Consider the following 26591-nt stretch of genomic DNA (forward strand, 5'->3'; position numbering starts at 1 on the left):
ATAATTAGGAAGCAATCGTCATGCTGCTCGCCATCAAGGACTTCTTCAACAGCCTGCTCCTGAAGGAACTCTTCAAGGGCATGGCGCTGACCGGCCGCTATCTCTTCGCGCGCAAGATCACCGTCCAGTTCCCGGAAGAGAAAACGCCGATGTCGCCGCGTTTCCGCGGTCTGCACGCGCTCCGTCGCTACCCGAACGGGGAAGAGCGTTGCATCGCCTGCAAGCTGTGCGAAGCGGTGTGCCCGGCCGTGGCCATCTCGATCGAGTCGGACCAGCGTACGGACGGCACGCGCCGCACCACGCGTTACGACATCGACCTGACCAAGTGCATTTTCTGCGGCTTCTGCGAGGAAGCCTGCCCGGTCGACGCGATCGTCGAGACGCACATTCTCGAGTATCACGGCGAGAAGCGCGGCGACCTGTACTTCACGAAGGACATGCTGCTGGCCGTGGGCGACCGCTACGAGCCGCAGATTGCCGCGAGCAAGGCTGCGGACGCCAAGTACCGCTAAGCAGGTCAGCCTCGCTGAACAGGGCGGGCGCCGGAAGCGGCACCCGGACCTGAAGTGAATTTGAATTTGAATCGGCCCTGAACAGGGGCCACCAGAAGGATGCCGCGCACGGCGCGGGCCACCCCGGGGGTGGTTCGTGCCGCGCGGCCCAAAGAGGATCCGATAGGGACCATGGAACTCACGACCGCCATCTTCTACGTCTTTGCGCTGGTGCTGGTGCTCTCTGCACTGAAAGTCATCACGGCAAAGAACCCGGTGCATTCCGCACTGTTCCTCGTCCTGGCGTTCTTCACCGCCGCGGCGATCTGGATGATCCTGAAGGCGGAGTTCCTCGCCATCCTGCTCGTGCTCGTCTACGTGGGCGCCGTGATGGTGCTGTTCCTGTTCGTGGTGATGATGATCGATATCGATATCGAGCACCTGCGCCGCGACTTCTGGACCTACGTGCCGCTGGCCTCGGTGGTGGGCGCGCTGATCATCGCCGAAATGGCGATCGTGCTGGTGCGCAACTTCATCGGCACCACGGCCGCCGCGCTGCCGCCCGGCTCGCAGGACCCGAACTACTCGAACACCGGCGCGCTCGGCAAGCTGATCTACACCGACTACATCTTCGCGTTCGAAGTGGCCGGCATCATCCTGCTCGTGGCCATCGTCGCCGCCGTGGCGCTGACGCTGCGCCGCCGCAAGGACGTCAAGGCACAGGATGTGTCGAACCAGCTGCGTACCCGCCGCGACGACCGCGTGCGCCTGGTGAACATGCCGGCCGAGGGCCGGGCCGGAGCGGATGCGAACGCAGCCGCCAATAAGAACTAAGCCCGGAGAATAACGCTGTGCTCTCTCTCGCCCACTTCCTCGTGCTCGGTGCGATCCTGTTCGCAATCAGCATCGTTGGCATCTTCCTGAACCGCAAGAACGTAATCGTGCTGCTGATGGCGCTCGAGTTGATGCTGCTTGCGGTCAATATGAACTTCGTCGCCTTCTCGCACTATATGGGCGACCTGGCCGGACAGGTTTTCGTTTTCTTCATCCTTACGGTGGCCGCTGCCGAGTCGGCAATCGGTCTGGCAATCCTGGTCGTGCTGTTCCGTAACCTGGACACGATCAACGTGGATGACATGGATACGCTCAAGGGCTGATCCATGACCTCCATGACCCAAGACTGCTCCCCGACCGCACACCAATAAGCGTCCTATGGCAACCACGCTCAACCCCAACCTGCTGCTGGCGATTCCGCTGGCGCCGCTCGCCGGCGCCGCGATAGCCGGCCTGTTCGGCACCAAGTTCTTCGGCACGTTCTCCTCGGACACGCGCGGCGGCCGCATCGTGGCCCATACCGCCACGATCCTCGGTGTGGCCATCGCCTTCATCCTCTCGCTGCTGGTGCTGCGCGACGTGTTGGACGGCGCCGGCTACAACGGCACTGTCTACGAGTGGATGGCCATCGGCAGCCTGAAGATGGAAGTCGGCTTCCTGGTGGATTCGCTGACCGCGATGATGATGGTCGTCGTGACCTTTGTGTCGCTGATGGTGCACATCTACACCGTCGGCTACATGCAGGGCGACGACGGCTACAACCGATTCTTCGCCTACATCTCGCTGTTCACCTTCTCGATGCTGATGCTGGTGATGAGCAACAACTTCCTGCAGCTGTTCTTCGGCTGGGAAGCGGTGGGCCTCGTCTCGTACCTGCTGATCGGCTTCTGGTACACGCGCCCGACGGCCATCTTCGCCAATATGAAGGCGTTCCTGGTCAACCGCGTGGGCGACTTCGGTTTCATCCTCGGCATCGGTCTGCTGCTGGCCTACAGCGGCAGCATGGATTACAGCGCCGTGTTCGCCAAGCGCGAGGCACTGGCCGCCGTGACCTTCCCGGGCACCGACTGGATGATGCTGACCGTGGCCTGCATCTGCCTGTTCATCGGCGCGATGGGCAAGTCGGCGCAGTTCCCGCTGCACGTGTGGCTGCCTGACTCGATGGAAGGCCCGACCCCGATCTCGGCACTGATCCACGCGGCAACGATGGTGACCGCCGGCATCTTCATGGTGGCGCGCATGTCGCCGCTGTTCGAACTGTCGGATACCGCGTTGTCCTTCGTGCTGGTGATCGGCGCGATCACCGCGCTGTTCATGGGCTTCCTGGGCATCATCCAGAACGACATCAAGCGCGTGGTGGCGTACTCCACGCTGTCGCAGCTGGGCTACATGACCGTGGCACTGGGCGCTTCGGCCTACTCGGTGGCGGTGTTCCACCTGATGACGCACGCGTTCTTCAAGGCACTGCTGTTCCTTGGCGCCGGCTCGGTCATCATCGGCATGCACCACGACCAGGACATCCGCAACATGGGCGGCCTGCGCAAGTACATGCCGATCACCTGGATCACGTCGCTGGTGGGCTCGCTGGCCCTGATCGGCACGCCGTTCTTCGCGGGCTTCTATTCGAAGGACTCGATCATCGAGGCCGTCGCCGAGTCGCATATCGCCGGTTCGGGCTTTGCGTACTTCGCGGTGCTGGCCGGTGTGTTCGTGACCGCCTTCTACTCGTTCCGCATGTACTTCCTGGTGTTCCACGGTGAAGAGCGCTTCGGCAAGGCCCACGCGCACGATCACCACGATCATCACGAGGAAGAAGAAGAATCGCACGGTGACGACCATCACCATGGTCTGGCACCGGGCGAGAAGCCGCACGAGTCGCCGTGGGTGGTGACGCTGCCGCTGGTGCTGCTGGCCATTCCGTCGGTCATCATCGGCGCCATCGCCATCGAGCCGATGCTGTTCGGCGAGTTCTTCAAGCACGGCGTCGCGTTCAAGGACGTGATCTTCGTGGGCGAGAACCACCATGCGATGGAAGAGCTGCGCGAAGCGTTCCACGGCTGGGTGCCGATGGCGATCCACTCGTTGACGACCCCGGTGCTGTGGCTGGCCATCGCTGGCGTGGTGCTGTCGTGGTTCTTCTACATGAAGCGCCCGGACATTCCGGCCGCGATCCAGCAACGCTTCTCGGGCCTCTACAAGCTGCTCGACAACAAGTACTACATGGACGCGTTCAACCAGGCGGTGTTCGCACGTGGTGCGCGCCTGCTGGGTACCGGCCTGTGGAAGGGCGGCGACCAGGGCCTGATCGATGGCCTGTTCGTCAACGGTTCGGCCCGTGTGGTGGCGTCTTTCGCTGCCGCCAGCCGCTACCTGCAGTCCGGCTACATCTACCATTACGCATTCGCGATGATCCTCGGCATGCTGGTGCTCCTGACGCTGACGATCACTGGCGTGATAGGCACCAAGTGATAGGCACCAAGTAAGGAAAACAAAGAAATGGTTCTGTCTTTCGCAATCTGGCTGCCTATCTTCTTCGGCTTGCTGGTCCTCGCCTCGGGCTCTGATCGCAGCAAGTGCTACGTGCGCTGGATGTCGCTGTTCGGCGCGCTGGCCAGCTTCGTCGTTACGCTGCCGCTCGTGTTTCACTTCGAGACCGCCTCGGCGGCCATGCAGTTCGTCGAGAACGTGAACTGGATCGACCGCTTCAAGATCAACTACCACCTCGGGGTGGACGGGATCTCGATGTGGTTCGTCGTGCTGACCTCGTTCATCACCGTGATCGTCGTGATCTCGGCCTGGGAAGTGATTACCGAGCGCGTGGCCGAGTACATGGCCGCGTTCCTGATCCTGTCCGGGCTGATGGTCGGCGTGTTCTGCGCGCTCGACGGCATGCTGTTCTACGTGTTCTTCGAGGCCACGCTGATCCCGATGTACATCATCATCGGTGTCTGGGGCGGCCCGAACCGCGTCTACGCGGCCTTCAAGTTCTTCCTCTACACGCTGCTCGGCTCGCTGCTGACGCTGGTTGCGCTGCTGTATCTCTACAGCAAGACCGGTACCTTCGACATCCTGTCGTGGCACCAGGCCAAGCTGTCGATGAACGAGCAGATCGCGCTGTTCCTGGCGTTCTTCATGGCCTTCGCGGTCAAGGTGCCGATGTGGCCGGTCCACACCTGGCTGCCGGACGCCCACGTGGAAGCGCCGACCGGCGGTTCCGTGGTGCTGGCCGCGATCATGCTGAAGCTGGGTGCTTACGGCTTCCTGCGGTTCTCGCTGCCGATCGCCCCGGATGCCAGCCACACGCTCGCCCCGTTCATCATCACGATCTCGCTGATCGCGGTGATCTACATCGGCCTCGTGGCGCTGGTCCAGGCCGACATGAAGAAGCTGGTGGCCTACTCGTCGATCGCCCACATGGGTTTCGTGACGCTGGGCTTCTTCATCTTCAACGACATCGGCGTGGAAGGCGGCATCATCCAGATGATCTCGCACGGCTTTATCTCGGGCGCCATGTTCCTGTGCATCGGCGTGCTCTATGATCGCGTGCACTCGCGCCAGATCGCCGACTACGGCGGTGTGGTGAACACGATGCCGAAGTTCGCAGCGCTGTCGGTGTTCTTCGCCATGGCCAACTGCGGCCTGCCGGCCACCTCAGGCTTCGTGGGCGAGTTCATGGTCATCCTGGGCGCCGTGAAGTACAACTTCTGGATCGGCCTGCTGGCTGCCACGGCCCTGATCCTCGGCGCGGCGTACTCGCTGTGGATGGTCAAGCGCGTGATCTTTGGCGACATCGTGCACCAGCACGTGCGCGAGCTGATCGACCTGAACAAGCGCGAGTTTTTCATGCTGGGCCTGCTGGCCGTCATGACGCTGTACATGGGCCTGTACCCGAAACCCTTTACCGATGTGATGCACGCGTCGGTCGCGAACCTGCTGTCCCACGTGGCGCAGTCCAAGCTGTAACAGCGGGGGAGAGAAATCAACATGCAACCGTCTTCTAGCCTGGCTCCGGTGGCGCCAATCATCTTCCTGGCGATTGCCGTCGCGGCGATCAACTGGATCGACCTTGCCCGTGGCAAGGGCAGCAAGAGCGTGGCGTACCCGCTGTCGCTGCTGACCACTCTGGTGCTTACCGTCTGGTTCGGCATGGACGCCGCCGCCGGCGAAACGCACTACGCCTTCGCCAACCTCGTCGTGATCGACCCGATGGCCAATGTGCTGTCGGCGTTCTGCTCGGCCGGCATGTTCCTGACGCTGGTCTATACGCGCAGCTACCTCGGCGAGCGTGACATGTTCGCGGGCGAGTTCTACATGCTCGCGCTGTTCACGCTGGGCGGGCAGATCGTCATGATCACCGGCAACAACTTCCTGACCCTGTACCTGGGCCTGGAACTGCTGTCGCTCTCGTCCTACGCGCTGGTGGCCCTGCGCCGCGAGTCGCGCGTGACGTCGGAATCGGCAATGAAGTACTTCGTGCTGGGCGCGCTGGCTTCGGGCTTCCTGCTCTACGGCGTGTCGATGATGTACGGCGCCACCGGTTCGCTGAATCTGGGCGAAGTGTTCCGTGCCGTGGAATCGGGCCGTATCAACACGACGATGCTGGCCTTCGGCGTGGTGTTCATCGTCGCCGGCCTGTCGTTCAAGCTCGGCGCCGCGCCGTTCCATATGTGGATTCCGGACATCTACCAGGGTTCGCCGACTGCCGTGACGCTGCTGATCGCGGCCGGCCCGAAGGTCGCCGCCTTCGCGCTGTTCATGCGCGTGCTGGTGGAAGGCCTGCTGCCGCTGGCCAATGACTGGCAGATGATGCTGGTCGTGCTGTCGGTGCTGTCGCTGGCGATCGGTAACCTGACCGCCATCGTCCAGACCAACCTGAAGCGGATGCTGGCGTACTCGACCATCTCGCACATGGGCTTCATCCTGCTGGGCCTGCTGTCCGGCGTGGTGGCGAACAAGACGGATGGTGCCGCCGATGCGTACAGCGCATCGATGTTCTACTCGGTGACGTACATGCTGACCACGCTCGGCACGTTCGGCCTGATCCTGATCCGCACCCGCAAAGGCTTCGAAGCCGAGACGCTTGATGACCTGAAGGGCATGTCGCGCCGCCACCCGTGGTTCGCGCTGCTGATGCTGGTGATGATGTTCTCGATGAGCGGCATCCCGCCGACCGTTGGCTTCTACGCCAAGCTGGCCGTGCTGGAAGCGGTGGTTTCGGCTGGCATGAGCTGGCTGGCGATCGTCGCGGTGCTGTTCTCGTTGATCGGCGCGTTCTACTACCTGCGCGTGATCAAGCTGATGTACTTCGATGCGCCGGTGGGTGAAGAGCCGCTGGAAGCGTCGATTGGCCTGCGCTCGGTGCTGAGCCTGAATGGCCTGGCCATCATCCTGCTGGGCCTGTTCCCGGCGGCGCTGATGAACCTGTGCTACCAGGCGATCCGCGCCACGCTGGCGTCCTGATCGTCACCCATAGAATAGGCACCGGATCATGAGTTCCTCGGCGGGCGGCTGGTTTGTCATCTTGTTGGCACTGGTGTGTGCCAACCTGCCGTTCGTCAACCAGCGCCTGTTCGCGGCGGTGGGCCTCCGCTGGAAGGATGCCCGCAAGCCGCTGTGGGTGCGGGTGGCGGAACTGATCGTGTGGTACGCGGTGGCAGGTGCCGCCGGTTTCGCGGTGGAGGCTGGCCTCGGCAACGCCTTCCCGCAGGGCTGGCAGTTCTACGCCATTACGGCTTGCATGATGCTGGTGTTCGCCTTCCCCGGCTTCACTTGGCAATACCTGGTCAAACATCGCACGGCCTGAAGGCTTGCCCGCGCCCCGGCCGTGCTTTCCTCACCGGAGCGTTCATGACGGACAAGACCCACAAGGCCCCCCCGGCGCCCGCAAGCGGTGCCGACGAGCATCTCAGCGAAACCTGCGTGGCGTCCGCCACCCTCCATCGCGGTAAATTCCTCACCCTCAAGCAAGACATCGTCAGGCTGCCGGACGGCAAGCAAGCCGGCCGCGAGTACGTGCTGCATCCGGGCGCGGTCATGATGATCCCGCTGTTCGACGACGGCACCGTGCTGATGGAACGCCAGTTCCGCTACCCGGTGGGCGAGGTCATGCTCGAGTTTCCGGCCGGCAAGCTGGACCCGGAGGAGGGCGCGCTGCGCTGCGGCCAGCGCGAGTTGCTGGAGGAGACCGGCTATACCGCCCAGCGCTGGGACTATCTGACGCGGATTCACCCGGTCATTTCCTACTCTACCGAATTCATCGACCTGTTCCTGGCGCGCGACCTGACGGCCGGCGAATCCAAGCTCGATGACGGCGAATTTCTCGAGACCTTCATCACGCCGGCGGGCCAGGTCATTGACTGGGTCCGGCAGGGCCGGATCACCGACGTCAAGACCATCATCGGCGCGTTCTGGCTCGAAAAGATCCTCTCAGGAGCTTGGCAGCCGGGCGAACAATCCGAGCCGCCGTTCCCCGTGAGCCGCGTCGGCTGAATCTGCACATTACTGTTAAGCTTGCGGCGGCTGCGAGCCGGACATCCCGGGGTTTTCCCTTGGTTTTCCTGGTCTGGCGGGCCCGCCTTGGCCGTTTGTGTTTCCAACGCATCCTGCTAGGCGAAACGGTCAGAGAAAAAATTAGCACGACCGTTCACAAAATTTCGATTCACGGCTAATATTTGCCCGACGGGCTGGAAAGATCATGAAGGTGCTCGACCTGCGCTGTGCGCAAGACCATCGTTTCGAGGGCTGGTTCGCCTCGGAGGAAGATGCGCAATCGCAGTTCTCGCGCGACCTCGTCCAATGCCCGGTCTGTGGCGACCACGCGGTCAGTCGCCTGCCGAGCGCGCCGCGCCTGAATCTCTCGGGCGCCACCGCCAGGCAGGAGACACCCAAGCCGGCCAATGCGCCGGGCGCGGTGAATGCCGAAGTCCAGCAAGCGTTGCAGGCAGTGCAGGCGCGCTACCTGTCGGCGGTACGGCAGGTGCTGGCACAGACCGAGGACGTGGGCGACCGCTTTGCCGAGGAGGCGCGGCGCATGCACTACGACGAAGCACCGGAACGCGGCATTCGCGGTTCGGCTTCGGCGGAGGATGTGCAGGCGCTGGCCGAGGAGGGCATCGAGACCTTTCCGCTCATCGTGCCGGACGCATTGAAGCAGACGGCCCACTGAACAAGCATCCTGTGCCCGGTTTTCCCGCGCAGTGATGCGCAGGGATAACAACTCGCCGCGCGCTCAACTAGGGAGCCGGCACCACTGGAGACGGGCATGGATCTCAACTACTCGGCGGCCGACAACGACTTCCGACAGGAAGTGCGTAGCTGGCTCGAAGCCAACCTGCCGGCGCAAATCAGCGAGAAGGTTCTCAATCATCGCCGCCCCAATCGCGATGATTTCAAGACGTGGCACAAGCTGCTGGCCGGCAAGGGCTGGTCGGCCCCGCACTGGCCGGTAGAGTTCGGCGGCACGGGCTGGAATGCTACGCAGCGCCATATCTGGGACGAGGAAAATGCCCGCGTCGGCGCGCCCGGCGTGCTGCCGTTCGGCGTGGCGATGGTCGCGCCCGTGATCATCAAGTACGGCAATGCCGAGCAGAAGTCCTACTACCTGCCGCGTATTCTCGATTGCACCGACTGGTGGTGCCAAGGCTACTCCGAGCCAGGTTCAGGTTCGGACCTCGCATCGCTGAAGACGCGCGCCGAACTGACCTCGGACGGCAAGCACTACATCGTCAACGGCCAGAAGACCTGGACCACGCTCGGCCAGCACGCCGACATGATCTTCTGCCTGGTCCGCACGGATCCCGAAGCCAAGAAGCAGGAGGGCATCTCCTTCCTGCTGATCGACATGAAGACGCCCGGCATCACCGTGCGCCCGATCATCATGCTCGACGAAGAGCATGAGGTGAACGAGGTCTTCTTCGACAACGTAAAGGTACCTGTCGAGAACCGCGTGGGCGAGGAAAACCGCGGCTGGACCTACGCCAAGTACCTGCTTGGCCATGAGCGCACCGGCATTGCCCGCGTGGGCAACTCCAAGCGCGAACTGGGCTTCCTGAAGCGGGTGGCGCGCCAGCAGCAAAAGAATGGCAAGCCGCTGCTGGAAGATCCGGTGTTCGGCGCCAAGGTGGCTGCGCTCGAGATCGAGCTGATGGCGCTGGAGCTGACCGTGCTGCGCGTGGTGTCCAGCGAGGCGGCAGGGAAGGGTCCCGGCCCTGAGGCATCGATGCTCAAGATCAAGGGCACCGAGATCCAGCAGATGCTGACCGAACTGATGGTGGAAGCCGTCGGCCCGTACGCGCAGCCGTTCGATACGGCCTACCTCGAGTGCGAGCAGCCGCACGCGGTGACCGGTTTCGACGACGCCGCGCCGCTGGCCGCGTACTACTTCAACTATCGCAAGACCTCCATCTACGGCGGGTCCAACGAAATTCAGAAGAACATCATCAGCCAGATGATTCTGGGGCTGTGAGGAGACACGCAACATGAACTTCAATCTCAGCGACGAACAGAAGCAACTGGCCGACGCCGTCCGCCGCTTCATCGACAAGAGCTACGACTTCGAGTCGCGCAAGAAAAACATCAAGGCCGAGGCTGGTTACGGCGAGGGCACCTGGGGCGCGCTGGTCGAACTGGGCCTGACCGCGCTGCCGGTGCCGGAAGCGCAGGGCGGCTTCTCGGGCACGGCCGTCGACATGATGGTGGTGCAGCAGGAACTGGGCCGCGGCCTGGTGGTGGAGCCGTACTTCGCCACCGTGGTGGCTGCGCATGCGCTGAAGCTGGCTGGCGGCCAGGACGCCCTGCTTGAGCAGGTAGCCGGTGGCGAGGTCAAGCTGGCCACGGCGTTCAACGAGCCGCAGTCGCGCTACACGCTGAATGATGTGCGCGTGACGGCCAAGGGCGGCAAGCTCAACGGCCGCAAGGTGGTGGTGATCCACGGTGCGCAGGCCGACAAGCTCGTGGTGTCCGCCCGCACCAGCGGCGCCGATGCCGACACGAACGGCATCTCGCTGTTCCTGGTCGATACGAAGGGCGCCGGCGTGACCGTGACCGACTACCGCACCATCGACAACCTGCGCGCTGCCGACGTGGCCTTCCAGGACGCCCCGGCCACGCTGCTGGGTGCCGAAGGGCAGGGCTGGGACGTGCTCGAATCTACCGCCGACTACGGCGCGGTGCTGCTCTGCGCCGAAGCCGTGGGCGTGATCGACACGCTGAACGCCGCCACGCTCGAATACGCCAAGACGCGCCAGCAGTTCGGCATGCCGATCGCCCGCTTCCAGGCGCTCCAGCACCGCATGGTCGAGATGTTCATCCATGCCGAGCAGGCCCGTTCGATCACGCTGCTGGCTGCGGCCCGCTTCGAGGAGTCGAATCCCGAGGCGCGCCGCCGCTACGTGTCCGCCGCCAAGGCGCGCGTGGGGCAGGCCGCTCGCACGGTTGGCCAGGAAGCGGTGCAGATCCACGGTGGCATGGGCGTGACGGACGAACTGCCGGCCGCGCACATGTTCAAGCGCCTGACGCTGATCAACACCACGTTTGGCGATGTGGACCATCACCTGGGTCGCTTCGCCAGCCAGCCGGGTTTCCAGGCAGCCGCCTGAGGCCCCCGCAGTACAGAAACCGCGCCCGTTGTCCCCGGCGCGGTTTTTTGCTTCTGGTTACGCCATCTACGGAGCGAACATGTCAAAGATGTATTTCGAGGATTACCAGGTCGGCGGCGAGCACCCGCTGGGCAGCTACACGGTCACCGAGGCGGAGATCGTGGCATTTGCCAGCCAGTACGACCCCCAGCCGTTCCATATCGACAAGGACGCGGCCGCCAAGAGCATCTACGGCGGGCTGATCTCGAGCGGTTGGATGACCTGCGCGATCATGATGAAGCTGCTGGTGAAGTCCATGGGCGACCGGAGCAGCAGCATGGGCTCGCCGGGCGTGGACGAGATCCGCTGGATCAAGCCCGTCTATGCTGGCGATACGCTGACGGTCGTGCTGAAGGTGCTGGAGACGCGGCCGTCCTCGTCCAAGCCGGACCGCGGCGTGGTGCTGACCCAGTGGCAGGCCACCAACCAGCATGGCGAGCTGGTTTGCACGGTCAAGGGCATGGGCATGTACGGCCGGCGGCCGGCATAATACGAACCCCGAATCGAGACGACGCAAGAGAGGAGACACCATGCGCACCATCGCATCGCTGGAAGAGCTGGAGGGCCTGCAAGGCCAGGAAGTGGCCGTCAGCGACTGGACCGAGATTACGCAGCAGCAGGTCAACCTGTTTGCCGAAGCCACTGGCGACCATCAGTGGATCCACGTCGACGTGGAGCGCGCCAAGCGCGAGTCCCCGTTCGGCGCCCCGGTTGCCCATGGCTTCCTGACGCTGTCGCTGCTGCCGCAGTTCATGCAGAACGCCATCCATATGGAAGGCGTCAAGATGGGCGTCAACTACGGCCTGAACCGGGTGCGATTCACTTCGCCGGTGCCGGTGGGCAGCCGCCTGCGCGCCCGCGTGAAGCTGCTCAAGGTCGAGCGGCTCGACCCGACGCCCAACGGCCTGATCGGCGCCCAGTCCACCTGGGAGGTGACGGTCGAGCGGGAGGGCAGCGATCGCCCGGTCTGCGTGGCAGAATCGATTAGCCGACGCTACTCCTGAGCGCCAGCCAGTTCCGATCTGAATCGGAAAACGACGAGGGCCGCTAGAACGCGGCCCTCGTCGTTTGTCCAGCGGAATCGTCGAAAAACGATCCATCACGACATGACTGTTTCCTGCGCGCGACACTTTCGGGCGGCCGATGTCATTGTCCGATTTTCCGAACAGTGTTTCCGCACCCCGTGGGTTTACCCCTAATGTTGCGTTGCGGTACAGTCGCGCCCACGATGCTTTATGTTATGCGATATCCGCTCGAAGACCGTGCCCGCTGCGCTGGCGGGGTGGTCGAAACCGGTGGAAATCGCGTGAGCGTCGTGACACAACGCTCGTCCCGGCGGCAGTCTTGAGCCGGGATCGATCGCAGTTCAGGCAGTCGGTTACCTCAGCGCACGCACCGCCCCCTCCGGCATCCCGCGCACGCAGTCGTCAGTTGCTGTCCAGCCGCGTTCATGGCGTTGCCCGGCCGCATGGTCCGCAGGCGCTTGCATCGCCAGTCCCGCAACGCCAGCTTTGGACACGTCCTCCGGTTTTTCCCAGCCCAGCCAGCCAGTTGCCCCGTGCAGCGGATGGCGGTGCCGCGCCTGCATGTCGGGAGCGGCCCAACCAGACCGTCGTGACATGAAAAAACCCATAATGCCGCGCTGGACGCGGTTCCTGCCTAGCCTTGGCTTGCTGTTGCTGGCCGGCTGCAACATGACGCTGCTCGACCCGAAGGGTCAGGTCGGTGTCGACATCAAGGGCATCATCCTGATCGCCACCTGGCTCATGCTGCTGGTGGTGGTGCCGGTGATCGTCCTGACGCTGGTCTTCGCCTGGAAGTACCGCGCCACGAACACGGCTGCCCGGTACGAGCCGGACTGGTCGCACTCGACCAAGATCGAAGTGGTGGTCTGGCTGATCCCCTGCATCATCATCGCGGTGCTGGGCTACATCACCTGGAAGTCGTCGCACGACCTGGACCCCTACAAGCCGCTGGAATCGAACGTCAAGCCGATCACGGTGGAAGCGGTCGCGCTGAACTGGAAATGGCTGTTCATCTATCCGGAACTGAAGATCGCCACGGTCAACCAGCTGGCGCTCCCGGTGGGTACCCCGGTGAACTTCAAGATCACCTCGGATTCGATCATGAATTCGTTCTTCATCCCCCAGCTGGGCAGCCAGGTGTATGCCATGGCCGGGATGGAGACCAAGCTGCACCTCATCGCCAACGAAGCCGGCACGTATGACGGCATGTCCGCCAACTACAGCGGCGGCGGCTTCTCGGGCATGAAATTCAAGGCCATTGCGATGTCGAACTTCGACTTCGACGCGTGGGTGGCCCAGGTGCGCGCTTCTGACCGCCAACTCGCTGCCGCGGACTACAAGGTCCTGGCCAAGCCGAGCGAAGCGGAACCGGTTGCCCTCTACGGCAAGGTCGAAGACGGCCTGTACACCGGCATCCTGCATCAGTACATGGGCGCCGACGGCCGCGCCATGGCCCGCGAGGGCTTCGATGGCGGCCCGGTCTGCACGTCGCGTAACACGCTCGGCGAAGAGCGGGTGTCCATGACCACGCCGGCCAAGCCGGCGCTGGGCGCGCAATCCTAGGAGCAATGATGTTTGGCAAATTGAGTTTGTCGGCGATTCCGTTTCATGAGCCGATCATCATGATCACACTGAGCTGCGTGGCCCTGGGCGGGCTGGCGCTGCTCGGTGGGATTACGTACTTCAAGAAGTGGAACTACCTGTGGAGCGAGTGGATTACGTCCGTCGACCACAAGAAGATCGGCGTGATGTATTCGCTGGTGGCGCTGATCATGCTGCTGCGCGGCTTTGCCGACGCCGTCATGATGCGTACCCAGCTGGCGCTGGCCACCAACGGCGACCCCGGCATCCTGCCCCCTGAGCACTACGACCAGATCTTCACCGCCCACGGCGTGATCATGATCTTCTTCGTGGCCATGCCGCTGATGACGGGCCTGATGAACCTCGTGGTGCCGCTGCAGATCGGCGCGCGCGACGTGGCGTTCCCGTTCCTGAACACGCTGAGCTTCTGGCTGTTCGTGGCCGGCGCGATGCTGGTCAACGTGTCCCTGGGGGTTGGTGAATTCGCACGTACCGGCTGGCTGGCGTATCCGCCGCTGTCGGGCATCGACTACAGCCCTGGCGTAGGGGTGGATTACTACCTCTGGTCCTTGCAGATATCAGGCTTGGGCACGCTGCTGACCGGCGTGAACTTCCTCGTGACCATCCTCAAGATGCGCGCCCCGGGCATGACCCTGATGCGCATGCCGGTGTTCACCTGGACCGTGCTGTGCACCAACGTGCTGATCGTGGCCGCCTTCCCGGTGCTGACGGTGTCGCTGGCGCTGCTGGGCCTGGACCGCTACTTCGGCATGCACTTCTTCACGAACGACGGTGGCGGCAACGCCATGATGTACGTGAACCTGATCTGGATCTGGGGCCACCCCGAGGTGTACATCCTGATCCTGCCGGCGTTCGGCATCTTCTCGGAAATCATCTCGACGTTCTCGGGCAAGAAGCTGTTCGGCTACAAGGGCATGGTCTACGCGACGGCCGCGATCATGGTGCTGTCGTTCCTGGTCTGGCTGCACCACTTCTTCACGATGGGCTCCGGCGCCAACGTGAATGCCTTCTTCGGCATCACCACGATGATCATCTCCATCCCGACCGGGGTGAAGATCTTCAACTGGCTGTTCACGATGTACCGTGGCCGCGTGCAGCTGACGTCGCCGGTGCTGTGGACGCTGGGCTTCATGGTCACCTTCGTGATCGGTGGCATGACCGGCGTGCTGATGGCCGTGCCGGCCGCCGACTTCGTGCTGCATAACAGCCTGTTCCTGATTGCCCACTTCCACAACGTGATCATCGGTGGCGTGCTGTTCGGCTACCTGGCCGGCGTGACCTACTGGTGGCCGAAGGCGTTCGGCTTCAAGCTGGACGAGCGTCTGGGCAAGTGCGCGTTCTGGTGCTGGCTGGTTGGCTTCTACTTCGCGTTCATGCCGCTGTACGTGCTGGGCCTGATGGGCATGACCCGCCGCCTGAACCATACCGACAACCCGGCCTGGACCCCGTTCCTGTACGCGGCCGTGATCGGCGTGGTGTTCATCGCCATGGGTATCGGCTTCCAGGTGCTGCAGATCGTCGTGTCGATCCGCAACCGCAAGGCGCTGGCGGACGTCACGGGCGATCCCTGGGGTGGCCGTACGCTGGAGTGGGCCACGTCGTCGCCGCCCGCGTTCTACAACTTCGCGCACACCCCGGTGGTGCGTGACCTGGACGCGTTTGCCGACATGAAGGCCCGTGGCGAGACCATCCGCACGGACGGCTACGAGCAGATCCACATGCCGAAGAACACCGCTGCAGGCTTCTACATGGGTGCCTTCAGCCTCGCGCTGGGCTTCGCGCTGACCTGGCATATCTGGTGGCTTGCCGCCGTGGGCCTGGTTGGCATGGTGGTGGCGTTCATCCGCCGCGCCAACGACGACCATATCGATTACTACGTGCCGGCCAAGCAGGTCGAGCAGATCGAAACGCTGCACCAGCAGCGCATCGCTACGCAGGGCTGATCATCATGTCGACTGAAGTTCTAGACCGTTTTGGGGCGCAAGCCCCCGCCCACGGCCACGCGCACGATGCCGCGCATGACCACGACCACGCCCATCACGACACCAGCGAGAACACCGTCTTTGGTTTCTGGCTGTACCTGATGAGCGACTGCATCTTGTTCGCGTGCCTGTTCGCCGCCTACGCCGTGCTGCGCGGCGAAGTGGCGGGCGGCCCGTCGGGCAAGGAGCTGTTCGAGCTCAACTTCGTGCTGGTCGAGACGTTCATCCTGCTGTTCTCGTCGATCACGTACGGCTTCGCGATGATCTCGCTGCAGAACCGCAGCAAGGGTCGCGTGCTGATCTGGCTGGGCGTGACGTTCCTGCTGGGCGCCGCGTTCATGTCGATGGAAATCTATGAGTTCCATCACCTGATCCACGAAGGCGCCGGCCCGGGCCGCAGCGCGTTCCTGTCGTCATTCTTCACGCTCGTGGGCACCCACGGCCTGCACGTGGCCAGCGGCATGGTCTGGATGCTCGTGCTGATGTGGCAGCTGAACAAGAAGGGCATGACCCCGACGATGGAAAAGCGCCTGAACTGCCTGAGCCTGTTCTGGCACTTCTTGGACATCGTCTGGATCGGCGTCTTCACCGTCGTCTACCTGATGGGAGCACTGTAATGGCACAACAACATGCAACGGCCGCCCACGGCGAGTCGCACGGCCACAGCAGCGTCAAGTCGTATGTGATCGGCTTCGTGCTGGCCGTGATCCTGACGGTGATCCCGTTCAAGATCGTGATGGACGGCACGATGGACCGCGGCACCATCCTCTGGATCATCCTCGGCATGGCCGTGGTCCAGATCGTGGTCCACCTGAAGTACTTCCTCCACATGGATGGCTCCAAGGGCCAGCGCTGGAACGTCATGGCGTTCCTGTTCACGCTGCTGATCCTGTTCATCGTGCTGGCCGGTTCGCTCTGGATCATGCACAACATGAATGCCAACATGATGCCGATGATGAAGTAAGCATCGTCAGGCATGCAGCGAAGACGGGGCCCTCGGGCCCCGTTTTTTATTGTCGGCGGTGCGCGATGCACTGTCGCCGGCCCGGATCCTGCACTGATTTGCGGCCATGCACGATGCCGGTGCGGGAGTTGGCGCGCCCCCGCCGGCCCCGGTGACCCGATTGGCACCGGATTGGTGCGACGGGATCACCCGCCGTGACGTTTTCTCCCACCTTTGATCGTTCCCGGCCCGGCAGTCCATGGCACGCTAGTTGCAGAAGGATCACCCGGGGTGCGTAGAGTCCCTGACCACATACGACAAACTGGGAGCTGCAATGAAACGACGTGACATGCTGAAGCTGTCGGCGGTAGCCGCCGCGGCAATGATCGGTACCAGCCCGCTGCTGGCGCAGTCGAAGGATCCGATCAAGGTCGGCATCCTGCATTCGCTGTCGGGCACGATGGCCATCTCCGAGACCTCGCTCAAGGACGTGGCGCTGATGACCATCGACGAGATCAACAAGAGCGGCGGCGTGCTGGGCCGCAAGCTCGAGCCGGTGGTGGTGGACCCCGCCTCCAACTGGCCGCTGTTCGCCGAGAAGGCGCGCCAACTGGTCACGCAGGACAAGGTCGCCGTCACGTTTGGCTGCTGGACCTCGGTATCGCGCAAGTCCGTGCTCCCGGTCTACGAGGAACTGAACTCGCTGCTGTTCTACCCGGTGCAGTACGAGGGCGAGGAAATGTCGAAGAACGTGTTCTACACCGGCGCCGCGCCTAACCAGCAGGCCATCCCGGCTGTGGAATACCTGATGAGCAAGGAAGGCGGTGGCGCCAAGCGCTTCTTCCTGCTCGGCACCGATTACGTGTACCCACGCACGACCAACAAGATCCTGCGCGCGTTCCTGAAGAGCAAGGGCGTGGCCGACAAGGATATCGAGGAGGTCTACACCCCGTTCGGCCATAGCGACTATCAGACCATCGTCGCCAACATCAAGAAGTTCTCGCAGGGCGGCAAGACGGCCGTGATCTCGACGATCAATGGCGACTCCAACGTGCCGTTCTACAAGGAACTGGGCAACGCTGGCCTGAAGGCCAAGGACGTGCCGGTGGTGGCCTTCTCCGTGGGCGAGGAAGAACTGCGCGGCATCGACACCAAGCCGCTGGTCGGCCATCTGGCCGCCTGGAACTACTTCATGTCGGTGAAGAACCCCGAGAACGACGCGTTCAAGAAGCAATGGGCGGCATGGGTCAAGGCCAACAACCTGCCCGGCGGCGACAAGCGCGTGACCAACGACCCGATGGAAGCCACCTACGTCGGCATCCATATGTGGGCGCAGGCGGTCAAGAAGGCCGGCACCACCGATCCCGACAAGGTGCGCCAGGCCATGTACGGCCAGACCTTCAAGTCGCCGGACGGCTTCACGCTGACCATGGGCGAGAACCACCACCTGTACAAGCCGGTGATGATCGGCGAAGTGAAGGGCGACGGCCAGTTCTCCGTGGTGTGGAAGACGGCGAAGCCGGTGCGCGCGCAGCCGTGGAGCCCGTTCATCGCGGGTAACGAAGGCAAGCCGGACAAGGTTGTCGCCGGCCGCTGATCTCCAGCGTACCCATGGTGTTTTGCCCCTCTCCCTTGGGAGAGGGGAGCCCTCCCTCGGTCGTTCCACGCATAAAAGACGCGAACCATCGCGCCATATCAGACGCCAGCCAGCCCTATGCACCGATCTCCATTCCCGTCCGCCTTGCCGTGGCTGCGCGCCATGCTGGCTGCGCTGTTGCTGGCCGCCGCGCCGCTGTGGGCGGCACCGCTCACGCAGGCTGACCTCAAGCCGCTGGTCGAAGACGACTTCGACGCGAAGACCGCCGCGCTCGCCGCGCTGACCCAGGCGCCGCCCGAGCAGGCCGGCCCGATCCTGCGCGCGCTCCAGGACGATGCACTCCAATTTGCGCCATCGGTGGGCATGGTGCGCCAGGATGGCGACAAGACCGTCGATGCCATCACTGGCAAGCCGGTGACCGTGAAGGCCGATGAACTCGAGTCCCTCACGCTGAACAACAGCCTGCGGGCCATCGTCGATAGCGCCGCGAGCAGCCTCCTGCTGCAGTCGCCGGACATCGCGGTGCGTACGCAGGCCATCAACACCTTGTCCGATCAACCCGAGAGCGCCTCGCGCGAAGTCGTGGAAGCGGCCCGCAAGGCCGAGGCCGATGCCGGCCTGCGCGCCCGGCTCGACGTGATCTGGGCCAACACCGTACTGGCGCAGGGCACCGACGCCACGCGCGACGCGCGGCTGGAAGCCATCCGCATCCTCGGCCAGGACAGCAATCCGCAGATCCGCCAGAAGCTGACGCCGCTGGTGGAGCGCGATGAAGCCGGCAAGTTCAAGGAGCCCGACGCCGACGTGCGCGCCGCCGCCCAGCAGGCCATCGACAAGATGCGTGGCGAGCAAGGCCGCGCCGAGCTGCTCGGCAACCTGTTCGCCGGCCTGAGCCTCGGCAGTGTGCTGCTGCTGGCCGCGCTGGGCCTGGCCATCACCTACGGGCTGATCGGCGTCATCAACATGGCGCACGGCGAGTTCCTGATGATCGGCGCCTACGCCACCTACGTGGTGCAGACGCTGTTCCGCGCCTATGCGCCGAATGCGTTCGATTGGTACCTGCTGGCGGCGCTGCCGGCGTCGTTCCTGGCAGCGGGTGTCGTCGGCTTCGCCATCGAGCGGATCGTGCTGCGCCACCTGTACGGCCGCCCGCTCGAGACGCTGCTGGCCACGTTCGGTATCAGCCTGCTGCTGATGCAGGCCGTGCGCACCATCTTCGGCGCCCAGAACGTGGAGGTAGCCAACCCCAACTGGATGAGCGGCGGCGTCACGGCGATGGCCGGCCTCGTGATTCCGTACAACCGCATCGTCATCATCGCCTTCGCGCTGGCCGTGGTGGCCGTGGCGTGGGCGGTGCTGAATCGCACGCGGCTCGGCCTGTTCGTGCGCGCCACCACGCAGAACCGCACCATGGCGGCCTGTGTGGGCGTGCGCACGTGGAAGGTGGATAGCTACGCCTTCGCCTTCGGCGCCGGCATCGCCGGGCTGGGCGGCTGCGCGCTGTCCCAGATCGGCAACGTAGGGCCGGACCTCGGGCAGGCCTACATCATCGATTCGTTCATGGTGGTGGTGCTCGGCGGCGTGGGCCAGCTGGCCGGCACCATCGTCGGCGCCTTCGGGCTCGGCCTCATCAACAAGTTCATCGAGCCGTTCTACGGCGCGGTGCTGGCCAAGATCTTCGTCCTGGTGCTGATCGTGCTGTTTATCCAGAAACGCCCGCAGGGCCTGTTCGCGCTCAAAGGGCGCAGCGCGGAGGCATGACATGCGTAGCTTTCAATCGAAATCCTCGAACGGGGCGCCGTTCCGCCTCTCGGTTCCCGAGCGCCAGCCGCTCTTCTCGCGCAAGGTGTGGCTGGCGCTGGTCATCCTCACGCTGGTGGTCGCGGTCGGCGTGCCGATCTGCGCGCTGGTGATTCCGGAGGGCCACCCGCTTCACCTGTCGGCCTACGCGCTGACGCTGATCGGCAAGATCATGTGCTTCGCGCTGGCGGCCATTGCGCTGGACCTGGTGTGGGGCTACTGCGGCATCCTGAGCCTCGGCCACGGCCTGTTCTTCGCGCTGGGCGGCTATGCGATGGGCATGTACCTGATGCGGTCGATTGGCCGCGAAGGCGTGTACAAGAGCGACCTGCCCGACTTCATGGTCTTCCTCGACTGGAAGGAGCTGCCCTGGTTCTGGCACGGCACCGAGCACCTGCCGTACGCGCTGCTGCTGGTGGTGCTGGTGCCGGGCGTGCTGGCGTGGCTGTTCGGCTTCTTCGCCTTCCGCTCGCGCATCAAGGGCGTGTACCTGTCGATCATCACGCAGGCCATGACCTACGCGGCGATGCTGCTGTTCTTCCGCAACGAGACCGGCTTCGGCGGCAACAACGGCTTCACGGACTTCAAGCGCATCGCCGGCTACGCCGTGGCCGCGCCGGAAACCCGCGCCGCGCTGTTCGTGCTGACCTTCCTGGCGCTGCTGGCCGGGTTCGTGGCGTGCCGCTATATCGTCACGTCCAAGCTGGGCCGGGTGGTCACCGCCGTGCGGGATGCCGAGATGCGCGTGATGTTCTCCGGCTACAACCCGCTCGGCTACAAGCTGTTCGTCTGGACCTTCTCGGCCGTGCTGTGCGGGATTGCCGGCGCGCTTTACGTGCCGCAGGTGGGCATCATCAACCCGGGTGAGATGTCGCCAGCCAACTCCATCGAGATGGCGGTCTGGGTGGCCGTGGGCGGCCGCGGTACGCTGATCGGGCCGATCGTCGGCGCCTTCCTGGTCAATGGCGCCAAGACCATGTTCACGGCCTACTTCGCCGAATACTGGTTGTTCCTGCTCGGCGCGATGTTCGTGCTCGTGACGCTGTATCTGCCCGATGGCGTGGTGGGCCTGTGGCGCCGCCTGCGTGGCAAGCGCACGGCCGCCCAGAAGATCCAGGCGGCCACGGGCGAGCCGGTGAACCCGGCCGCCGTGACACCGCAACAAGGGAGCGAGGCATGAACGCGGCCACTTCGCAACAAGGTGCAAAACACGGCGCGGATCAGGCGGAGAGCGGCGACGCCACCGGCCTGGGCCGCGTGCTGGAGCCCGGCGTCATCGACACCTCGCACGGTCCCATCCTCTACCTGGAGGACCTGACCGTACAGTTCGACGGCTTCCGCGCGCTGAACAAGCTATCGCTGTCCATCGATCACGGCGAGCTGCGCTGCGTGATCGGCCCGAACGGCGCCGGCAAGACCACGATGATGGACGTCATCACGGGCAAGACCGGCCCGCGCAACGCCAACGTCAGCGGGCGCGTCTTCCTCGGGCAGTCCATCGACCTGATGCGGATGACCGAGCCGCGCATCGCGCAGGTCGGCATCGGCCGCAAGTTCCAGAAGCCCACGGTCTTCGAGCAGCACGAGGTCTGGGAGAACCTGGAACTGGCGATGAAGGCGGACAAGCGCTGGTGGTCGTCGCTGCGCGCGCGGCTGACCGGCGAGGGCCATCGCCGCATCGAGGAAACGCTGGCGCTGACCGGGCTCGAAGACGAGGCGTATCGCCCGGCCGGCCTGCTGTCCCACGGCCAGAAGCAGCGGCTCGAAATCGGCATGTTGCTGATGCAGCAACCGCAACTGCTGCTGCTCGATGAACCCGTGGCCGGCATGACGGACGAAGAGACGATGCAACTGGCCGGCCTGCTGAACAGCCTGCGCGGCAGTTGCTCGATGATGGTCGTGGAGCACGACATGGAATTCGTGGCGGCGCTGGCCGGCGAGTCCGGCAAGGTTTCGGTGCTGGCCGAAGGCAGCCTGCTGGCCGAAGGCACGCTAGACGCCGTGAAGCGCGACGAGCGCGTGATCGAGTCCTATCTGGGAAGGTAACCATGCTGCAGGTCAATGCACTGAACCAGTTCTACGGCGGCAGCCACATCCTGCGCGACATCTCGTTCGAGGTGCCGCAGGGCAAGCTGACCACGCTGCTCGGCCGCAACGGCGTGGGCAAGAGCACGCTGCTCAAATGCCTGATGGGCGTGGTGCCCACGCGCAGCGGCCACATCAGCTGGGAGGGCAAGGCCCTCGAGAAGAAGGCCCCGTACGAGCGCGTCTCGGCCGGGCTCGCCTACGTGCCGCAGGGCCGCGAGATCTTCCCGCGCCTGACCGTCGAGGAAAACCTGCTGATCGGCGCCGCCAGCCGCGCGCGCCCGAACGGCGTGCCGGACCGGATCTACCAGCTCTTCCCGGTGCTGCGCACCATGCGTTCGCGCCGCGGCGGCGATCTCTCCGGCGGCCAGCAGCAGCAACTGGCCATCGGCCGGGCGCTGATGAGCGAGCCGCAGCTGCTGATCCTTGACGAGCCCACCGAAGGCATCCAGCCGTCCATCATCCAGGACATCGGCCGCGCGCTGCGCCTGCTGGTGGACGAGTTCGGCATGACGGTGCTGCTGGTGGAGCAGTACTACGAATTCGCCCGCCATCTGGCCGATCACTACGTCGTGATGAGCCGGGGCGAGGTGGTGGCCCGGGGCGAGGGCGCCACGATGGAACAGGATGGTGTGCGGGAGCTGATCGCGGTGTAATCTTCGCCCATGCGTCACCCCGATTTCCCCTCCCAACTCGCCATGCCTGCCTGGCATGCCAGCCTGCGCCTGCGCTTTGCCGCGCGCGCGGGCCGCACGGCCTTGGTCGAACGCCGCCATCAGGGGCCGCTGCTGGTGCAGAAGCCGCTGTATCCCGAGGGCGGCATCTGCCACGTGGTGGTGCTGCATCCGCCCGCCGGTGTGGCTGGTGGCGACCGGCTCGACATCGACATCGCCGTGGAAGCCGGCGCCCATGCCGTGCTGGCCACGCCGGGCGCCACCAAATGGTACAAGTCGCTCGGCCGCGAGGCCGCCCAGCAGGTGCGCATCGAGGTGGCCGACGGCGCCCGGCTGGACTGGCTGCCGCAAGAGAACATCGTGTTCGACGATGCACGCGCCCGCATCGCCACGGACGTCGTCGTGGCGCCCACCGGCAGCGCCATCGGCTGGGATGCCGTGGTGCTGGGCCGGCAGGCCTCGGGCGAACGCTGGTCGAGCGGCGCGCTGTGGCTGGACACCCGCGTGGCCGGCCCCGACCGCGCGCTGTGGATCGAGCAATCGCAGGTCGATGCCACCTCGCCGCTGCGCCCCGCCGTGGCGGGCATGGACGGCCTGCACATCCTCGGCACGCTCTGGGCGGTGGGGCAGGGCGCCACGCCGGCCCTGGCGGAAACCCTGGCTGAACAATTACCCTATGCCCCGGACCTGCGCGCCGGCGTGACCTGCCTCGCCGGGGCTGCAGGGCAGTCCATGCTGCTGCTGCGCGTGCTCGGGCGCGACATGGAAGCCGTGCGGCGCGTGATGACCGGCGCCTGGGCCACGCTGCGCGCGCCGATCCATGGCGTGGCGGCGCGGCCGCTGCGCCTCTGGGCCACCTGACAACAAGACAAGCAAAGAACGAGGAACAGAACGATGGAACTGACGCCGCGCGAGAAGGACAAGCTGCTGATCTTCACCGCCGCCCTGCTGGCCGAGCGCCGCCGCGCACGCGGGCTCAAGCTCAACTACCCCGAGGCGGTGGCCCTGATCACCGCCGCGATCATGGAAGGCGCGCGCGACGGCCGCACCGTGGCCGACCTGATGCACGAGGGCACCACCGTGCTGACCCGCGACGACGTCATGGACGGCGTGGCCGAACTGATCCCCGAGATCCAGGTCGAGGCCACCTTCCCGGACGGCACCAAGCTCGTCACCGTGCACCATCCCATCGTCTGACACCCAATTCCACAACAAGAGAGCAACCATGCACCGATTCCTCCATCGCGCCGCCACCGGCGCCGTGCTGACCCTGGCCACCGCCTCCGCCTTCGCCCACCCCGGTCATGACGCCGGCACCGTGGGCGCCAGCCTCTGGGCCGGCGTGCTGCACCCGTTCACCGGCGCCGACCACCTGCTGGCGATGGCGGCCGTGGGCGTGTGGAGCGCGCTCGCCACGAATTCGCGCGGCGCCTTCGGGCAAGGCGCGCCGGCCAAGGCCGACCTGCTGCGCCTGCCGCTGGCCTTCGTCGCCATGATGCTGGTGGGCGCGGCGCTGGGCCTTGCCGGCGTGACGCTGCCGGCCGTGGAGCCGATGATCGCGGTGTCGCTGCTGGTGATCGGCCTGCTGGTGGCCGTGCGGGCGCGGCTGTCGGCCATGGCCGGGATGGCCATCGTCGGCGGCTTCGCGCTGTTCCACGGCTACGCGCACGGCGCCGAGCTCCCGGCCACGGCCGGGGCGATGCCGGCGGTGCTGGCCTATGTGGGCGGCTTCGCCGTGGCGACGATGGCGCTGCACGGCCTGGGCATCGGTGCGGGCCTGTTCCTGCGCCGCCATGCGGGCTGGCTCGCCCGCGTGGCCGGGGCTGGCGTGGCGCTGTACGGCGCCGGCCTGCTGGTCGCCTGAGCGGCGGACGTCACGATCAAGGAGCCTTGCGATGATTCCCGGTGAACTGATGCCGCTCGACGGCGAAATCGAACTGAACGCGGGCCGCGCCACGGTGAGCGTCACGGTGGCCAACACCGGCGACCGCCCCGTGCAGGTGGGTTCGCACTTCCACTTCTACGAAACCAACGCCGCGCTCGACTTCGACCGCGAGGCCGCGCGCGGCTTCCGGCTCGACATCGCGGCAGGCACGGCGGTGCGCTTCGAGCCCGGCCAGTCGCGCACGGTGCAACTGGTGGCGCTTGCCGGCGACCGCATCGTCTACGGCTTCAACGGCAAGATCATGGGAGCGCTGTAATGAGCGTGAAAATTTCCAGGCAGGCCTATGCCGAGATGTTCGGCCCCACCACCGGCGACCGCCTGCGGCTGGCCGACACCGGGCTGGTGATCGAAGTCGAACGTGACTACACGATCTACGGCGAGGAAGTGAAGTTCGGCGGCGGCAAGGTGATCCGCGACGGCATGGGTCAGAGCCAGCGCATGGCCAAGGACTGCGTCGACACCGTCATCACCAATGCGCTGATCGTGGACCACTGGGGCATCGTCAAGGCCGACATCGGCCTCAAGCACGGCCGCATTGCGTCGATCGGCAAGGCCGGCAACCCGGACATCCAGCCCGGCGTGACCATCGTCGTGGGACCGGGGACGGAGGTCATCGCGGGCGAGGGCATGATCGTCACCGCCGGCGGCATCGACAGCCACATCCACTTCATCTGCCCGCAGCAGATCGAGGAAGCGCTGATGAGCGGCGTGACGACGATGATCGGCGGCGGCACCGGCCCGGCCACGGGCACCTTCGCCACCACCGTCACGCCGGGGCCGTGGTACATGGAGCGCATGCTCCAGGCGGCCGATGCCTACCCGATGAATATCGGCTTCCTGGGCAAGGGCAACGCCAGCCAGCCCGGCCCGCTGACCGAGCAGGTCGAGGCGGGCGCCATCGGCCTGAAGCTGCACGAGGACTGGGGCACCACGCCGCAGGCCATCGACACCTGCCTGACCGTGGCCGACGCCACCGACACCCAGGTGGCCATCCACACGGACACGCTCAACGAGGGCGGCTTCGTCGAGGCCACCATCGCCGCCTTCAAGGGCCGCACGATCCACACCTACCATACCGAGGGCGCCGGCGGCGGCCACGCGCCGGACATCATCAAGGTCTGCGGCGAGGCCAACGTGCTGCCGTCGTCGACCAATCCCACGCGCCCGTACACCGTCAACACGCTGGACGAGCACCTGGACATGCTGATGGTCTGCCATCACCTGGATCCGGCGATTGCCGAGGATATCGCCTTCGCGGAGTCGCGCATCCGCCGCGAGACCATCGCGGCCGAGGACATCCTGCACGACCTGGGCGCGTTCTCGATGATTTCGAGCGATTCGCAGGCCATGGGGCGCGTGGGCGAGGTCATCATCCGCACCTGGCAGACCGCGCACAAGATGGCGGCGCAGCGCGGCAAGCTGCCCGGCGATCCGCACGACGCGCGCGGCGGCCACGACAACTTCCGCGTGAAGCGCTACATCGCCAAGTACACGATCAACCCGGCGCTGACGCATGGCATCGCGCACGAGGTGGGCTCGATCGAGGTCGGCAAATGGGCGGACCTGGTGCTGTGGAAGCCGGCCTTCTTCGGCGTGAAGCCGAGCCTGATCCTGAAGGGCGGGATGATCGCGGCGGCGGCGATGGGCGACCCCAACGCGTCGATCCCCACGCCCCAGCCGGTGCACTATCGGCCGATGTTCGCCTCGGCGGGCGGGGCGCTGCCGCGCTCGTCGCTGACCTTCGTGTCGCAGGTGGCGCTGGCGGCGGACGTGGGCGGGCGCTACGGGCTGGCCAAGACGCTGGCGGCGGTGCGCGGCACGCGCACGGTGAGCAAGCGCGATATGGTCCACAATGACTGGCAACCGAACGTCACCGTGGACCCGGAAACCTACCAGGTGGTGGCCGACGGCCAACTGCTGATGTGCGAACCCGCCACCGTGCTGCCCATGGCGCAGCGCTATTTCCTGTTCTGACGGC

Annotated in this window: 27 protein-coding genes; all 27 read left to right on the top strand. The window is 65.0% G+C overall.

What is annotated here, in order from left to right:
• Positions 1-23 precede the first annotated feature (23 nt).
• The 27 genes from nuoI to ureC all read left to right on the top strand — a co-directional run bounded on the left by nuoI (position 24) and on the right by ureC (position 26587).
• Positions 24-512 (top strand): NADH-quinone oxidoreductase subunit NuoI, encoded by a 489-nt coding sequence (gene nuoI, locus BM115_RS07900; protein WP_177219886.1) that lies wholly within the window; start codon positions 24-26, stop codon positions 510-512.
• A 171-nt stretch (positions 513-683) separates the two neighbouring features.
• Positions 684-1325, top strand: coding sequence for an NADH-quinone oxidoreductase subunit J (locus tag BM115_RS07905; RefSeq protein ID WP_092292403.1), 642 nt, complete (start codon positions 684-686; stop codon positions 1323-1325).
• Between the two features lie 17 nt (positions 1326-1342).
• The gene (nuoK, locus tag BM115_RS07910) at positions 1343-1648 is read left to right on the top strand and encodes an NADH-quinone oxidoreductase subunit NuoK (RefSeq protein ID WP_029050842.1); all 306 of its coding nucleotides are present in this window, start codon (positions 1343-1345) and stop codon (positions 1646-1648) included.
• 55 nt (positions 1649-1703) lie between these two features.
• Positions 1704-3794: an NADH-quinone oxidoreductase subunit L gene (gene nuoL, locus BM115_RS07915; RefSeq protein WP_092292405.1), complete on the top strand. Its 2091-nt coding sequence runs from the start codon at positions 1704-1706 to the stop codon at positions 3792-3794.
• A 27-nt stretch (positions 3795-3821) separates the two neighbouring features.
• The gene (locus BM115_RS07920; protein WP_092292407.1) at positions 3822-5288 is read left to right on the top strand and encodes an NADH-quinone oxidoreductase subunit M; all 1467 of its coding nucleotides are present in this window, start codon (positions 3822-3824) and stop codon (positions 5286-5288) included.
• A 21-nt stretch (positions 5289-5309) separates the two neighbouring features.
• Positions 5310-6785, top strand: a complete 1476-nt coding sequence (gene nuoN, locus BM115_RS07925) for an NADH-quinone oxidoreductase subunit NuoN (protein WP_092292409.1) — start codon at positions 5310-5312, stop codon at positions 6783-6785.
• A 28-nt stretch (positions 6786-6813) separates the two neighbouring features.
• Positions 6814-7128 (top strand): DUF2818 family protein, encoded by a 315-nt coding sequence (locus tag BM115_RS07930; RefSeq protein WP_092292411.1) that lies wholly within the window; start codon positions 6814-6816, stop codon positions 7126-7128.
• 44 nt (positions 7129-7172) lie between these two features.
• Complete coding sequence (locus BM115_RS07935; RefSeq protein WP_092292413.1) at positions 7173-7814, top strand: NUDIX domain-containing protein; 642 nt, start codon at positions 7173-7175, stop codon at positions 7812-7814.
• A 205-nt stretch (positions 7815-8019) separates the two neighbouring features.
• Positions 8020-8490: a DUF1178 family protein gene (locus BM115_RS07940; protein ID WP_092292415.1), complete on the top strand. Its 471-nt coding sequence runs from the start codon at positions 8020-8022 to the stop codon at positions 8488-8490.
• A gap of 96 nt (positions 8491-8586) precedes the next feature.
• On the top strand, positions 8587-9789 hold the full coding sequence (locus BM115_RS07945) for an acyl-CoA dehydrogenase family protein (protein WP_092292417.1): 1203 nt from the start codon (positions 8587-8589) through the stop codon (positions 9787-9789).
• Positions 9790-9802: 13 nt separating this feature from the next.
• A complete protein-coding gene (locus tag BM115_RS07950) occupies positions 9803-10921 on the top strand; it encodes an acyl-CoA dehydrogenase family protein (protein WP_092292419.1) in 1119 nt (372 codons plus the stop codon).
• Between the two features lie 79 nt (positions 10922-11000).
• Positions 11001-11450: a MaoC family dehydratase gene (locus BM115_RS07955; RefSeq protein ID WP_092292421.1), complete on the top strand. Its 450-nt coding sequence runs from the start codon at positions 11001-11003 to the stop codon at positions 11448-11450.
• 40 nt (positions 11451-11490) lie between these two features.
• Positions 11491-11964 (top strand): MaoC family dehydratase, encoded by a 474-nt coding sequence (locus BM115_RS07960; RefSeq protein WP_092292423.1) that lies wholly within the window; start codon positions 11491-11493, stop codon positions 11962-11964.
• Positions 11965-12579: 615 nt separating this feature from the next.
• Complete coding sequence (gene cyoA, locus BM115_RS07965; protein ID WP_092292425.1) at positions 12580-13548, top strand: ubiquinol oxidase subunit II; 969 nt, start codon at positions 12580-12582, stop codon at positions 13546-13548.
• Positions 13549-13556: 8 nt separating this feature from the next.
• A complete protein-coding gene (gene cyoB / locus BM115_RS07970) occupies positions 13557-15530 on the top strand; it encodes a cytochrome o ubiquinol oxidase subunit I (RefSeq protein ID WP_092293285.1) in 1974 nt (657 codons plus the stop codon).
• A 5-nt stretch (positions 15531-15535) separates the two neighbouring features.
• Positions 15536-16186 (top strand): cytochrome o ubiquinol oxidase subunit III, encoded by a 651-nt coding sequence (gene cyoC, locus BM115_RS07975; protein WP_092292427.1) that lies wholly within the window; start codon positions 15536-15538, stop codon positions 16184-16186.
• Positions 16186-16533 carry a cytochrome o ubiquinol oxidase subunit IV gene (cyoD, locus tag BM115_RS07980; protein WP_092292429.1) on the top strand — a complete coding sequence of 116 codons (348 nt, stop codon included), beginning with the start codon at positions 16186-16188 and terminating at the stop codon, positions 16531-16533. Before cyoC ends, cyoD begins: the two co-directional genes overlap by 1 nt.
• A 313-nt stretch (positions 16534-16846) precedes the next feature.
• The gene (gene urtA, locus BM115_RS07985) at positions 16847-18109 is read left to right on the top strand and encodes an urea ABC transporter substrate-binding protein (protein ID WP_092292431.1); all 1263 of its coding nucleotides are present in this window, start codon (positions 16847-16849) and stop codon (positions 18107-18109) included.
• Between the two features lie 117 nt (positions 18110-18226).
• On the top strand, positions 18227-19870 hold the full coding sequence (urtB, locus tag BM115_RS07990) for an urea ABC transporter permease subunit UrtB (protein ID WP_092292433.1): 1644 nt from the start codon (positions 18227-18229) through the stop codon (positions 19868-19870).
• Between the two features lies 1 nt (position 19871).
• Positions 19872-21089: an urea ABC transporter permease subunit UrtC gene (gene urtC / locus BM115_RS07995; RefSeq protein WP_092292435.1), complete on the top strand. Its 1218-nt coding sequence runs from the start codon at positions 19872-19874 to the stop codon at positions 21087-21089.
• Positions 21086-21955, top strand: a complete 870-nt coding sequence (gene urtD / locus BM115_RS08000) for an urea ABC transporter ATP-binding protein UrtD (RefSeq protein WP_092292437.1) — start codon at positions 21086-21088, stop codon at positions 21953-21955. The genes urtC and urtD overlap by 4 nt, the downstream gene beginning before the upstream one ends.
• A 2-nt stretch (positions 21956-21957) precedes the next feature.
• Positions 21958-22650, top strand: coding sequence for an urea ABC transporter ATP-binding subunit UrtE (urtE, locus tag BM115_RS08005; RefSeq protein ID WP_092292439.1), 693 nt, complete (start codon positions 21958-21960; stop codon positions 22648-22650).
• 9 nt (positions 22651-22659) lie between these two features.
• A complete protein-coding gene (locus BM115_RS08010) occupies positions 22660-23529 on the top strand; it encodes an urease accessory protein UreD (RefSeq protein WP_092292441.1) in 870 nt (289 codons plus the stop codon).
• A 33-nt stretch (positions 23530-23562) separates the two neighbouring features.
• Positions 23563-23865 (top strand): urease subunit gamma, encoded by a 303-nt coding sequence (locus tag BM115_RS08015; RefSeq protein WP_092292443.1) that lies wholly within the window; start codon positions 23563-23565, stop codon positions 23863-23865.
• A gap of 28 nt (positions 23866-23893) precedes the next feature.
• On the top strand, positions 23894-24532 hold the full coding sequence (locus tag BM115_RS08020; protein ID WP_092292445.1) for a HupE/UreJ family protein: 639 nt from the start codon (positions 23894-23896) through the stop codon (positions 24530-24532).
• 31 nt (positions 24533-24563) lie between these two features.
• The gene (locus BM115_RS08025; protein ID WP_092292447.1) at positions 24564-24869 is read left to right on the top strand and encodes an urease subunit beta; all 306 of its coding nucleotides are present in this window, start codon (positions 24564-24566) and stop codon (positions 24867-24869) included.
• On the top strand, positions 24869-26587 hold the full coding sequence (gene ureC, locus BM115_RS08030) for an urease subunit alpha (RefSeq protein WP_092292449.1): 1719 nt from the start codon (positions 24869-24871) through the stop codon (positions 26585-26587). The genes BM115_RS08025 and ureC overlap by 1 nt, the downstream gene beginning before the upstream one ends.
• Positions 26588-26591 lie beyond the last annotated feature (4 nt).

It is taken from the genome of Cupriavidus sp. OV096, from assembly GCF_900115455.1.
GTDB lineage: Bacteria > Pseudomonadota > Gammaproteobacteria > Burkholderiales > Burkholderiaceae > Cupriavidus.

Bases quoted from the DNA above. Each gene is read 5' to 3' on its own strand.
- BM115_RS07940 (WP_092292415.1), top strand. From the start codon at position 8,020: ATGAAGGTGCTCGACCTGCGCTGTGCGCAAGACCATCGTTTCGAGGGC.
- urtD (WP_092292437.1), top strand. From the start codon at position 21,086: ATGAACGCGGCCACTTCGCAACAAGGTGCAAAACACGGCGCGGATCAG.
- BM115_RS07905 (WP_092292403.1), top strand. From the start codon at position 684: ATGGAACTCACGACCGCCATCTTCTACGTCTTTGCGCTGGTGCTGGTG.
- urtE (WP_092292439.1), top strand. From the start codon at position 21,958: ATGCTGCAGGTCAATGCACTGAACCAGTTCTACGGCGGCAGCCACATC.
- nuoN (WP_092292409.1), top strand. From the start codon at position 5,310: ATGCAACCGTCTTCTAGCCTGGCTCCGGTGGCGCCAATCATCTTCCTG.
- BM115_RS07920 (WP_092292407.1), top strand. From the start codon at position 3,822: ATGGTTCTGTCTTTCGCAATCTGGCTGCCTATCTTCTTCGGCTTGCTG.
- BM115_RS07960 (WP_092292423.1), top strand. From the start codon at position 11,491: ATGCGCACCATCGCATCGCTGGAAGAGCTGGAGGGCCTGCAAGGCCAG.
- BM115_RS07935 (WP_092292413.1), top strand. From the start codon at position 7,173: ATGACGGACAAGACCCACAAGGCCCCCCCGGCGCCCGCAAGCGGTGCC.
- BM115_RS07930 (WP_092292411.1), top strand. From the start codon at position 6,814: ATGAGTTCCTCGGCGGGCGGCTGGTTTGTCATCTTGTTGGCACTGGTG.
- cyoC (WP_092292427.1), top strand. From the start codon at position 15,536: ATGTCGACTGAAGTTCTAGACCGTTTTGGGGCGCAAGCCCCCGCCCAC.
- nuoL (WP_092292405.1), top strand. From the start codon at position 1,704: ATGGCAACCACGCTCAACCCCAACCTGCTGCTGGCGATTCCGCTGGCG.
- urtB (WP_092292433.1), top strand. From the start codon at position 18,227: ATGCACCGATCTCCATTCCCGTCCGCCTTGCCGTGGCTGCGCGCCATG.
- BM115_RS07955 (WP_092292421.1), top strand. From the start codon at position 11,001: ATGTCAAAGATGTATTTCGAGGATTACCAGGTCGGCGGCGAGCACCCG.
- cyoB (WP_092293285.1), top strand. From the start codon at position 13,557: ATGTTTGGCAAATTGAGTTTGTCGGCGATTCCGTTTCATGAGCCGATC.
- urtC (WP_092292435.1), top strand. From the start codon at position 19,872: ATGCGTAGCTTTCAATCGAAATCCTCGAACGGGGCGCCGTTCCGCCTC.
- cyoD (WP_092292429.1), top strand. From the start codon at position 16,186: ATGGCACAACAACATGCAACGGCCGCCCACGGCGAGTCGCACGGCCAC.
- urtA (WP_092292431.1), top strand. From the start codon at position 16,847: ATGAAACGACGTGACATGCTGAAGCTGTCGGCGGTAGCCGCCGCGGCA.
- ureC (WP_092292449.1), top strand. From the start codon at position 24,869: ATGAGCGTGAAAATTTCCAGGCAGGCCTATGCCGAGATGTTCGGCCCC.
- BM115_RS08025 (WP_092292447.1), top strand. From the start codon at position 24,564: ATGATTCCCGGTGAACTGATGCCGCTCGACGGCGAAATCGAACTGAAC.
- BM115_RS08015 (WP_092292443.1), top strand. From the start codon at position 23,563: ATGGAACTGACGCCGCGCGAGAAGGACAAGCTGCTGATCTTCACCGCC.
- BM115_RS07950 (WP_092292419.1), top strand. From the start codon at position 9,803: ATGAACTTCAATCTCAGCGACGAACAGAAGCAACTGGCCGACGCCGTC.
- BM115_RS08010 (WP_092292441.1), top strand. From the start codon at position 22,660: ATGCGTCACCCCGATTTCCCCTCCCAACTCGCCATGCCTGCCTGGCAT.
- cyoA (WP_092292425.1), top strand. From the start codon at position 12,580: ATGAAAAAACCCATAATGCCGCGCTGGACGCGGTTCCTGCCTAGCCTT.
- BM115_RS07945 (WP_092292417.1), top strand. From the start codon at position 8,587: ATGGATCTCAACTACTCGGCGGCCGACAACGACTTCCGACAGGAAGTG.
- BM115_RS08020 (WP_092292445.1), top strand. From the start codon at position 23,894: ATGCACCGATTCCTCCATCGCGCCGCCACCGGCGCCGTGCTGACCCTG.